A 9,887-nucleotide genomic window follows, 5' to 3' on the forward strand; every position below is an offset into this window, starting at 1 on the left:
TAGTTTAATCATGATTTTAGTGGAAAATATTAATCCATATAAAAAAACAAACTGAACTTATAAATTTAAGTTCAGTTTGTCCACAGTCTGAAACACCCTAAAATTAGGGTGTTTTTTATATCTTTATTTTAATTAAAGTTTTAACAAAAACATAAATTACTAAAACAATAACAGCAATACAAAAATCAATATTAAAAACTTCTAAATCCAAAAGAGAGAAACTTATTTCAAAAAGCTAAGATATATTAACTGTAATAAGCAAAACTAAAACACATATAACAGCTATTCCCCCACATAAAATACTCTTTTTATAACTAGCTTTTTTATTACTTTTATTTATATTTTTATACATTGCTCACTACGTATTTTGATGTTTTTAAATTCTTTTCAGATTCTCTACTAAGAGCATAAGGGGACACAATGCCACTACGTGTCACTCAGCATAGCTGAGGTGTCTTCTTATGCTTTATACATTTCTTTTAAGCCATGTTAAAACCAAACAAATCATACAACTAAGCCACATGATCCACTTTTAAAATGTATAACCTGTATAAAAGTTTCCCGGCATCGTCAGAACTTGTATTCAGATTCTTTACAAGTCACTTATATCAACGTTTATAAAATTATAGATTCTGATAGATTCTAAAAAACAGCTTATAGATTCTATAATCAACTTTATTTTTTGACTTTATACATTCTCATACATGCTTTATTTTGAATTTTAAGGGGGCATTTTAAAGAATTAGGGGTAAATCATATAGTTTTATATCCAAAAACTGATATATGCTCTTAAAAGGCAAATATGAGCCAAATAAATATATTTTGATTTCACAAAATGATTTTTTCTAAAAACCAGTGTCGATTTTTAAGACACTGCCCATTTACATGCAAATTTAAAAATTGGCATAAAAACTGGTCAACCATGACGGTTGAACGCTATATTTCCTGCAGAGGCAAAAGGCATAAAAAAACGCTAGCTTTTGAGCTAACGTTTCGCATTTTTTAAATAATAATTTTGTTTTTCGAAATTCCAAATTGCCATCTTCAGCATCGTCTAAATTTAAAATTTTATGTTTTTGTTTAAGCAAACCACCATAACTCAACATACGTTTTCGGTGTAAACCTTTTTCAAATCATTCACGATTTACTGATTAAAAATATTATATTTCGCCATATTTTGTCTTCTCATATCGGCTGAATAGCGTTCTTCAAGTTCACTTAAAATCGTTTTCATTAAATACCCTTGCATCGAACTGAGCGTTTCTTTTTGACCTTTAACACCTCTATCATGTATCGCTTTTTTAACTCTTTTTAAAGATATTAATATTTCATCTTCAATATGTTCTAACATATAATACGTATCATCGTGATTTGAGTTAAACGATTTTTTGGCTTTAAGAATAATAGCTTTTATCATTTCTAAATCTCTATAATCATAATTTAATAAATAATTCGTTAATTGATCTGGGAATTCTTGTAATAGAATTTCTTTATAATCTTTATCATCCAAATTATTTGAAAATTGATTTGTGTGATTTGAATGATTGCTTATTTTATTTTTAGCCGCTATATCATTCAAGTCATTCATATCATTATTCTTAGTCTTTATATAATCAGTATTATTTAAGTTAGTATCATTAGATTTTGATTTTCGAAATTCTTGTTTTTTGATTTTCAAAACTCTTGAATTTTGATTTTCACTATTCTGGAATTTTGATTTTCGAAATTCCTTGTTGTTACTGGTTTTGGAAGGCTTTTTTGGTTCTAATATATATATCTTATTAGGTTTGTTTAAACCTATTCTTTCTTGTTCTAATAAATTAAAATTTTCTAATTCCTTTTTAATTTTAGTTACTTTTTGAGTTCCGCAATTTAAAAGTTCACATAAATCTTTAGTAGTAAATATTAAATATACATTCCCATTTTCATCAATCCAGTTATTCATTTTAGATAATTCAAAACGATCTCTAAACATACAGTAGGCAATTTTTGAAGAATCACTAAGTTTTCTAAAATATTCATCTTCAAATAAAAATTTATAAAGTTTATAAAATCTTTCTTGTTCAAATTCTTGTATTGTAATTCTTTTGAAATTTGACATAATAAAAACCTCTTTCCGAATTTTAGTATGGTAAGAGGTAATAAAACGCTTTTATATAGCTTTACATTTATTTAACGATTTAAGTTCTTGCACTAAGGTGTCATTCATTATATAATACAAGTATAAAATTGATATTAAACAAACGTGCCGCAACGTTTTATTACCAAACCCCGACTATTACCAGTAGTTGGGGTTTTTAATGTGTTAAGACTATTATAGCACTTTAAACAAGGTTATAAAAGGAGAAAACAAGAATTTGTCAAGGGTTGATAAAGGTTTGTCAATGACTATAAACCTTTGACAAACCTTTGACGAAATAAAATCATTTCATCTTTTATAACTTTGAATATAAAACATCATAAGTTTATAATATAGCATAAAGGGTTGATAAACATTTTATAAAGGGTTGATTATATGAAAAGTGTGAAAATCTTAAGTGAAGAATTAGGGGTTAGTAAGCAAACAATTTTTAATAACATTAAACGATTGAATATAGAGACATTGAAACAGGAAAATACTTCCTTTATTAAAGAAGATACGGATATAGAAAAAATTATTCAAAGGGTAAATGAAAATAAAAAGAAATATGGTTTTGAAAGTACTGCAGAAGACAAACAAAAAAAAGAGTCAGATAATAATGTTGAATCCAAAAGTAATGCTCAAATAGTAGAAATCCTTAAAAAACAGATTGATACTTTAAATGATCAAATTGAAAGACAAGAAAGTCGTCATGAAACAACAATTGAATTTTACAGAAAAGAGTTGCAAGAAAGGTCAAAATTGCTTGAAAATCAACAAGTATTAGCATTAGAAAGTAATAAAAAAATTCAAAAGTTAGAGAATCAATTAGAAGAAGAAAGACAGCTTAATTACTCTTTTGATAAAGTGACTAATGATAGAGAAAATATTAATGCACAAGAAGCCGATTTTACTGAAGAACCTAAAAATACTAACCAACAACAAGAGGAAAATCAAACAACGGATTATAGTGTTATATCTGGAGAGAATAAGGATGAAGATATAAAAAAAGTTACTACAGAGGAAGAGAAACGAGCTAAAGAACAAGAAAGTGAGACTAATAATGAGGTGGAGCAGCCATCTAAAAAAGGATTTTGGAGTCGTTTGTTTGGTAACTAATTATATTAAAAAGCACGACAAGTTCATGAACTTGTCGTGCTTTTTATGTGGATAGAACTTCTGATAAAATCAGCTATTATGTAAACTAAAGTATTTCAAATAATTAACTGTATTAATACTCTCATCATGATTGCGTTATAAACGATCGTTTTTGATACAAAACCTCTTAATTCAAATTTAAGAGGTTTTTTCTTGTATATTTAAGTATCAAAACTTGTGTTATAATCAACGTATCATAAAGATTAAAGTATACGAGTTTATAGACTTAAATAAGTCTTCTCATTTGTCTCGAGAAGCATATTATATAGATAAGGTGTCATAAAAGCATTCAAAAGGAGAAATTAAAATGGCTAAAATTGGTTATGCACGTGTATCAACACAAGATCAAAGTCTTGATGGACAGATTGATACACTTGAGAAATATGGTTGTGAACGTATCTTTAGCGAGAAAGCAAGTGGTCGTAAAACCAAAAGAACAGAACTTGATAAGTGTTTAGATTATTTACGAGAAGGCGATATTTTAGTTATCTACAAATTAGATAGATTAGGCCGTACAACCAAACAATTAATTGAGTTATCTCAATGGTTTGAAGAAAATAACATTGATTTACATATTATAGATATGAATGTGTCAACGAAAGACGCGATGGGCAAGATGTTCTTTACCATGATGAGTGCATTTGCAGAATTAGAAGCTAACTTACTAAGTGAACGTACGAAAAAAGGTTTAGAAGCTGCAAGAGCAAGAGGAAGAAAGGGCGGTCGTCCTTCATTACCTGACCACAAAAAAAGAGAAATCAAGTTCTTGTATGATGAACAAAAACTCACAGGCGAAGAGATTGCTGAAAAAACAGGTGTAAGTCGTTCTACAGTCTACAGGATTGTTAAGGAGGAGTCGTAGTATCCCCCCACGCATCCAAGTAAAGGTAGAAACTCGCTCAAAAATCGCTCGTTTCTAAAGTCAAAACCGCTAGTCAAATATCATAATTATTCCTTTCACTTTCAACTACAAATTCTTCGATTTTCTCCAAAATAGAAATGCCATGATAAAAGAAGCTACAATAGCACCTATTCTAAATTCACTAGGATAAATAAGTGTTAAAACAAAAAATACTAAACCGATAAAAATTAAAACAATCGCTAATATTCTATCTACATTCATCCTTAATCCTCCTTCTCTATATTTTTTTATAATATATTATTTAGTCATTACCCAAACTATTTATTCCAATTTCCTTTTTGAGTGTGATGCGCTGCGACCGTTAAAAATCCTAAGAGCTTTGCAACCGAAAGTTAATAGCTGTCGCTACTACTTTCGCTTACGCTCTGAGTATATTTTAAGGGGTTCTGTTGCAAAGTAAAAAAATATAGCTAACCACTAATTTATCATGTCAGTGTTCGCTTAACTTGCTAGCATGATGCTAATTTCGTGGCATGGCGAAAATCCGTAGATCTGAAGAGACCTGCGGTTCTTTTTATATAAAGCGTAAATACATTCAATACCTTTTAAAGTATTCTTTGCTGTATTGATACTTTGATACCTTGTCTTTCTTACTTTAATATGACGGTGATCTTGCTCAATGAGGTTATTCAGATATATCACGATAACTCAATGCATATCTTAGATAGTAGCCAACGGCTACAGTGATAACATCCTTGTTAAATTGTTTATATCTGAAATAGTTCATACAGAAGACTCCTTTTTGTTAAAATTATACTATAAATTCAACTTTGCAACAGAACCCATATGCTTATAATAAATTTTATTATAATAAGAATCCTTACAATGAAGTGAGAAGTCAAAATGTTAAAGGTTCTGCTTTGTCATTTTGGGGTGAACATGCAACTGATATGACTCAAGAAGCATTGATTAATCAAGAAGTACCTTTGATTAAAGGATATTTAAATATAAAAAAATAAAAATCATAACGATTGCCTTGATTGTCTGAGCAGTCGTTATGACGGTATATAGCGTATTATTCTGAGGATTGGGATTCCAACTTTTCTAGAATGTCTTTAATAATCTCTTTCTCATCTGATAAATTAAAATCTTCAGATGAGATTTTTTGGCTAATAGATTGTGAAACATACAACAAATCATCACTGATATCTTCATAATAGCCTTTCCTGTTGTTCATAACCATGGTTCTACCTCTTTCTCTAGTATAGCTATATATGTAATACCCAAAAAAGTAAATTTATAACAAAAAAGTAATTAAAATATTGGATAAACAAAATGATAACTATTATGTTATTTTTTTACAACAATTTATACGAAAAAAGAATAGGTTTAGTAAACCGTTGAAGTATATCTATAAATTGTTTTACGGAAATTTTTATAAATGATATCTCCATATAAAAAACACGACATATATTGATTTTTATGGCGTGTCATTATAGGTTTTATGAATTATCAGCGTTTGACTGATTCGTTAATATCTTAATATGTTGATCAAATTCTTTTATAATCTTGTCAGGTGTTACGTTATTTTGTATAAATGATCTTCTATAAAGCCATCCGTATACAAACATATTAATAAATAAAATAAAATCATCGCGATTAACATTGAATTCATTATTTTTATGGATATCTACTAATTTACTGTTAAACACGATTTCAAGTTTTTTATTGTGCTCTAAAATCATCTCTGTAAAGTTAGATGGTGCAAATGATAATTGAATGTAGAATTTTACTAAACACGATGAATCATATATATATTCTTGAAAAAACTTTAGGAGTTCTTCATGAGCATTATGAGCTTGTGTATCTATACTTTCGATTAATTTCATACCTTTATTCATACATCTTTCAATACATTGTTCATACAATTCATCTTTACTATTGAAATAGTTATATAAACTTGCCTTTTTTATTCCTAGTTCATTGGCAATATTATTTAGTGATGTTCCATAATAGCCCATTTCAGAAAAGCTTCTCATACTTATATGGATGAGTTTCTCAGATGTATTATTCACTTCATTTGCCTCCTTTACTACCTATGAATAACTATACAGGAAATAGCACAAAAAATCACTCGTAAAAACGTTTACATTTCACACAATAAATAACGCATTGCCTTTTTCTCTGAAAATGATATACTATTTTTACAAACTACCGTTCGTTAGGGAGAAAATTATGGAAATTTTATTAATGTTTTTTATCGTTTATCCAATAGCTATGTCAATTTTTTGGATAATCGGAACTTTGATTTACTATGTTTTTATTGAAAGAAAGTTGAAAGCTAAGCATATTAACTATCAACCGCAAGAAGGGATTTCATTTATTATCGCTTGTTACAACGAAGCGCGTACCATTGCAGACACGATTAAGAATTTAAATGACCTCTCATACCCAATCAAAGAAATTATTGCTGTTAATGATGGGAGTTCAGATCATACTAAGGCAGAATTATTAAGACTTAAACAAATGTACAAAATTAAGTTTATTAATTTAGAGGAAAATAGGGGTAAAGCAAATGCGTTAAATGTTGCAGCTCAATATGCTCAATATCCATATTTGATGTGTGTGGATGCAGATACGATTATCGACGATGATGCACCGTATTATATGGTGGAAAGTTTGGTTGATGATCCAACAATCGGAGCAGTAACAGGGAACCCGCGTATTAGAAATAAATCTACTTTACTAGGGAAAATTCAAACAATCGAATATGCAAGTATGATAGGCAGTATAAAGAGAGCACAAACGATTAACGGATTTGTTAATACGATATCTGGTGTGTTTACATTATTTAATAAAAAAGCACTAGAGAAGAATCAATATTGGGATACGGACATGATTACTGAAGATATTGCCGTGTCATGGAAGTTTCATTTATCAGGATACAAAATAAAATATGAACCGAGAGCATTATGTTGGATGCTTGTTCCTGAAACATTTAAGGGGTTATGGAAACAAAGGGTAAGATGGTCCCAAGGTGGACATGAAGTGATTTTAAGAGATTTTAAGAACATGTTTAAAGTAAGAAACGTTTCATTATGGTTGTTATTTATTGAACAAATTCTTTCTGTAATATGGGTATATGGCATAGTTGTTATCTTATGTTACACACTACTTCGATTAAACTTCTTTGATTACTACTTCTATAATTATCAATTAAATATCTTTTTAATATCAGCATTCTTACTGACGTTTATTAACATTATTCAATTTACTATTTCTTTATTGATTGACAGTAGATATGAAAGAAAAAACAATTTATTTCTCATATTTTTAAGTTGGTACCCAACTTTCTATTGGTTAATCAATGCGATTGTCGTCGTTGTTGCATTTCCAAAAGCACTTAAAAGAAAAAAAGGAGAGTTTGCTACATGGACAAGTCCAGACAGAGGGAACATAAAAGAGTAGAATCAAATTTAAATATTTTTAGAGAGTCAATCGTATTTATAGCATCATCAATATTATGGCTATATTGCATAACAGTATTATTTGTAATGGTAGGTTCGTTATTACCGATAGATAATCATTTTATACAAATTGTAAGAGTAATATTGAATCTTGAGAAAGGTGATATTGTCTCGATTTTTAATTATTTTGTGATTGGGTCAATCATCATTGCAGTATATCTGATGATTACGTTTCTATTCAACGTTAGAAGAAAGAGAGCTGTACCACATGAGTATTATTAAGTTAAGTCTTAAGTGGTCGATGATGATAGCTTTGATATTATTCATGTTCATTTCTAGTGATCAATCAGCACTTGCTAAGAAACAAAAAACACTAGGTGGCGAGAAAAATGGATGTCTTGCATTAAACTATCACCGCGTACGAGAAGACACATGGATAGATAAATTGCTATCATCATTCTCGAATAGTAAAGAATTAAAAATTTATAGTGTCACTGACACGCAATTCGAATCTCATATTAAATGGTTAAAAGAAAAGAATGCTCAATTTTTATCTTTAGATGAATTCATTCATTACAAAGAAAAAGGTAAGTTCCCTAAAAATTGTGTATGGTTAAATTTTGATGATATGGATCAAAGTATTTATGAAAATGCCTTTCCAATTATGAAAAAATACGATGTGCAAGGAACTGGGTTTGTAATAACGGATCATGTGGGTGACCCTGATTTTCATAATATTCCTATGTCGCCTAAAAAAGAATTACTCGAAATGAAGAATAGTGGTCTATGGGATTTTGCTTCGCATACACATGATATGCATACTATGAAAAAAGAAAAATCAAAATTAGTATCATATGCTGAAAAGGGGAACATTAAACAGGATATCGATAAAAGTACGAACTATATTAAAGATGAACTAGATGGAAATGAACAAGCGATCGCATATCCATACGGTCAAGCAAACGATAAATTAATTAAACAACTTGATCAAGATACATCAATCAAGTATGGATTTACATTGGAAGAAAAAGCAGTTGTTCCAGATAGTGATAATTTTTATATTCCAAGAGTTATGGTAAGTGATGATGCTTTTAACAAGCTTGTTAAGAAATGGGAAGGATTTAATCATGAGTAAAGGAAGATATATTGAATTTATATATTTAAGAACATTTTTATGTTTATTAATTGTACTAACACATGTTTTTACCGAGTTTACAAACACAAATGAACCTGATAATTTACAATTACAAGTCTTATATTGGATCAGAATGATCTTAATTATCGGGACACCTTCATTTATTATATTGTCTCAACTATTAACGACACTCAATTATAATGATAAATTAAAAACAGGCTATTTAAGAACACGACTAAAATATATATTATTACCTTACTTAATTATGGGTGCATTCTATAGCTATTCTGAAACACTTAAATTAAATGATTCATTCTTAACGCAATATACAGAAAATGTTATTCAAGGTAATTGGTATGGCTACTTTATTGTAATCATTATTCAGTTCTTCTTGCTAAATTGGATCATATATCGGATAAACGCTAAAATACTTTTTTCAAAATGGAGTCTTGTCATTTCGTTCATAATTAATACAATCTATTTGTATAGTTACCAAAATGTTGAATCTGTTAGAGAATTTATAAGTCACTATTATCCATTTAGTCCTGAAACATTTATAATTGGTTGGTTGTTTTATTACTTTTTAGGTTCTTACGTAGGTCATAATTATCAAGCTATTAAAGCTTTCGTATCGAAATACATCGCTTTAATTGTATTTTTAGCTATCGCTGCATACATAGCTTTTGTATTTGTAGGAGAACATGATTATTGGATGGTTAGTAGTATGGACTATCGCATTTTATTATATATCACTTTTGCATTTTTAATTTTAATTAACTTTAGCACACAGTTTGATGAATTTATGTTTAGTTCTGTTGAATTGATTAGTAGATATTCATTTTTCGTTTATTTATTACATCCGATTATATTGGAATATATGTTCCAATATACAAGTATATTTGAAGAACAAACATTCATCTTTATTCCAATATCATTATTGTTTATTGTGGGATGTTGTCTCGGGATTGGAATTTTATTAAGAGAATTTCAAATTTTTAAATTCGTAATGGGCAGACAACCTTACAACAAATAAATATCTATATAAAAAAGGGGGGTCTGTTGCAAAGTAAAAAAATATAGCTAACCACTAATTTATCATGTCAGTGTTCGCTTAACTTGCTAGCATGATGCTAATTTCGTGGCATG

General features: G+C 28.9%; 12 protein-coding genes and 2 pseudogenes. 7 read left to right on the forward strand and 7 right to left on the reverse strand.

Annotated elements, in window-relative coordinates:
* Positions 1-985: 985 nt before the first annotated feature.
* Both LQ686_RS14385 and LQ686_RS13465 read right to left on the reverse strand, forming a co-directional pair.
* Positions 986-1,130, reverse strand: a pseudogene (locus LQ686_RS14385) (protein rep); the annotation flags it as partial.
* A 14-nt stretch (positions 1,131-1,144) separates the two neighbouring features.
* A complete protein-coding gene (locus tag LQ686_RS13465) occupies positions 1,145-2,101 on the reverse strand; it encodes a replication initiator protein A (RefSeq protein ID WP_021286095.1) in 957 nt (318 codons plus the stop codon).
* Between the two features lie 414 nt (positions 2,102-2,515).
* Here LQ686_RS13465 and LQ686_RS13470 point away from each other — a divergent pair, with 414 nt between their 5' ends.
* Entirely contained in the window at positions 2,516-3,238 is a 723-nt protein-coding gene (locus LQ686_RS13470; RefSeq protein ID WP_021286096.1) for a DUF536 domain-containing protein, read from the forward strand.
* Between the two features lie 346 nt (positions 3,239-3,584).
* Positions 3,585-4,139: a recombinase family protein gene (locus tag LQ686_RS13475; RefSeq protein ID WP_031864197.1), complete on the forward strand. Its 555-nt coding sequence runs from the start codon at positions 3,585-3,587 to the stop codon at positions 4,137-4,139.
* A 105-nt stretch (positions 4,140-4,244) separates the two neighbouring features.
* Here the strand turns inward: LQ686_RS13475 and LQ686_RS13480 are convergent, their stop codons facing one another.
* The 3 genes and pseudogenes from LQ686_RS13480 to LQ686_RS14390 all read right to left on the reverse strand — a co-directional run bounded on the left by LQ686_RS13480 (position 4,245) and on the right by LQ686_RS14390 (position 4,926).
* A complete protein-coding gene (locus LQ686_RS13480; protein WP_181037951.1) occupies positions 4,245-4,400 on the reverse strand; it encodes a hypothetical protein in 156 nt (51 codons plus the stop codon).
* A 240-nt stretch (positions 4,401-4,640) separates the two neighbouring features.
* Positions 4,641-4,835, reverse strand: a pseudogene (locus LQ686_RS13485) (DDE-type integrase/transposase/recombinase); the annotation flags it as partial.
* On the reverse strand, positions 4,825-4,926 hold the full coding sequence (locus tag LQ686_RS14390; RefSeq protein ID WP_044466898.1) for an IS6 family transposase: 102 nt from the start codon (positions 4,924-4,926) through the stop codon (positions 4,825-4,827). The pseudogene LQ686_RS13485 and the gene LQ686_RS14390, both read right to left, overlap by 11 nt.
* Before the next feature lie 103 nt (positions 4,927-5,029).
* On the opposite strand from LQ686_RS14390, the gene LQ686_RS14235 reads away from it, so the two are divergent.
* The gene (locus LQ686_RS14235) at positions 5,030-5,158 is read left to right on the forward strand and encodes a hypothetical protein (protein WP_263476497.1); all 129 of its coding nucleotides are present in this window, start codon (positions 5,030-5,032) and stop codon (positions 5,156-5,158) included.
* Positions 5,159-5,214: 56 nt separating this feature from the next.
* Here LQ686_RS14235 and LQ686_RS13490 read toward each other — a convergent pair whose 3' ends face one another.
* Entirely contained in the window at positions 5,215-5,376 is a 162-nt protein-coding gene (locus LQ686_RS13490; protein WP_158191245.1) for a hypothetical protein, read from the reverse strand.
* A gap of 265 nt (positions 5,377-5,641) precedes the next feature.
* Entirely contained in the window at positions 5,642-6,214 is a 573-nt protein-coding gene (locus tag LQ686_RS13495; protein ID WP_031864176.1) for a TetR/AcrR family transcriptional regulator, read from the reverse strand.
* A 160-nt stretch (positions 6,215-6,374) separates the two neighbouring features.
* On the opposite strand from LQ686_RS13495, the gene pgaC reads away from it, so the two are divergent.
* Genes pgaC through LQ686_RS13515 form a run of 4 tightly spaced genes read left to right on the forward strand, consistent with a single transcriptional unit; the run spans position 6,375 to position 9,774 of the window.
* A complete protein-coding gene (gene pgaC / locus LQ686_RS13500) occupies positions 6,375-7,607 on the forward strand; it encodes a poly-beta-1,6-N-acetyl-D-glucosamine synthase (RefSeq protein WP_031864177.1) in 1,233 nt (410 codons plus the stop codon).
* On the forward strand, positions 7,571-7,888 hold the full coding sequence (gene icaD / locus LQ686_RS13505) for an intracellular adhesion protein IcaD (RefSeq protein ID WP_049955591.1): 318 nt from the start codon (positions 7,571-7,573) through the stop codon (positions 7,886-7,888). The genes pgaC and icaD overlap by 37 nt, the downstream gene beginning before the upstream one ends.
* Positions 7,875-8,741 carry an intercellular adhesin biosynthesis polysaccharide N-deacetylase gene (gene icaB / locus LQ686_RS13510; protein WP_031864178.1) on the forward strand — a complete coding sequence of 289 codons (867 nt, stop codon included), beginning with the start codon at positions 7,875-7,877 and terminating at the stop codon, positions 8,739-8,741. The genes icaD and icaB overlap by 14 nt, the downstream gene beginning before the upstream one ends.
* Positions 8,734-9,774, forward strand: a complete 1,041-nt coding sequence (locus tag LQ686_RS13515; RefSeq protein ID WP_021286102.1) for an acyltransferase family protein — start codon at positions 8,734-8,736, stop codon at positions 9,772-9,774. The genes icaB and LQ686_RS13515 overlap by 8 nt, the downstream gene beginning before the upstream one ends.
* The last annotated feature ends 113 nt before the right edge of the window (positions 9,775-9,887 follow it).

It is taken from the genome of Mammaliicoccus sp. J-M41 (assembly GCF_022385935.1).
GTDB classification, from domain to species: Bacteria; Bacillota; Bacilli; order Staphylococcales; family Staphylococcaceae; genus Mammaliicoccus; species Mammaliicoccus sciuri_A.

Excerpts from the sequence above, each read along its gene's own strand:
- LQ686_RS13475 (WP_031864197.1), top strand. The coding sequence starts at position 3,585 with ATGGCTAAAATTGGTTATGCACGTGTATCAACACAAGATCAAAGTCTT.
- LQ686_RS13490 (WP_158191245.1), bottom strand. The coding sequence starts at position 5,376 with ATGAACAACAGGAAAGGCTATTATGAAGATATCAGTGATGATTTGTTG.
- LQ686_RS14390 (WP_044466898.1), bottom strand. The coding sequence starts at position 4,926 with ATGAACTATTTCAGATATAAACAATTTAACAAGGATGTTATCACTGTA.
- LQ686_RS13465 (WP_021286095.1), bottom strand. The coding sequence starts at position 2,101 with ATGTCAAATTTCAAAAGAATTACAATACAAGAATTTGAACAAGAAAGA.
- pgaC (WP_031864177.1), top strand. The coding sequence starts at position 6,375 with ATGGAAATTTTATTAATGTTTTTTATCGTTTATCCAATAGCTATGTCA.
- icaB (WP_031864178.1), top strand. The coding sequence starts at position 7,875 with ATGAGTATTATTAAGTTAAGTCTTAAGTGGTCGATGATGATAGCTTTG.
- icaD (WP_049955591.1), top strand. The coding sequence starts at position 7,571 with ATGGACAAGTCCAGACAGAGGGAACATAAAAGAGTAGAATCAAATTTA.
- LQ686_RS13470 (WP_021286096.1), top strand. The coding sequence starts at position 2,516 with ATGAAAAGTGTGAAAATCTTAAGTGAAGAATTAGGGGTTAGTAAGCAA.
- LQ686_RS13515 (WP_021286102.1), top strand. The coding sequence starts at position 8,734 with ATGAGTAAAGGAAGATATATTGAATTTATATATTTAAGAACATTTTTA.
- LQ686_RS13480 (WP_181037951.1), bottom strand. The coding sequence starts at position 4,400 with ATGAATGTAGATAGAATATTAGCGATTGTTTTAATTTTTATCGGTTTA.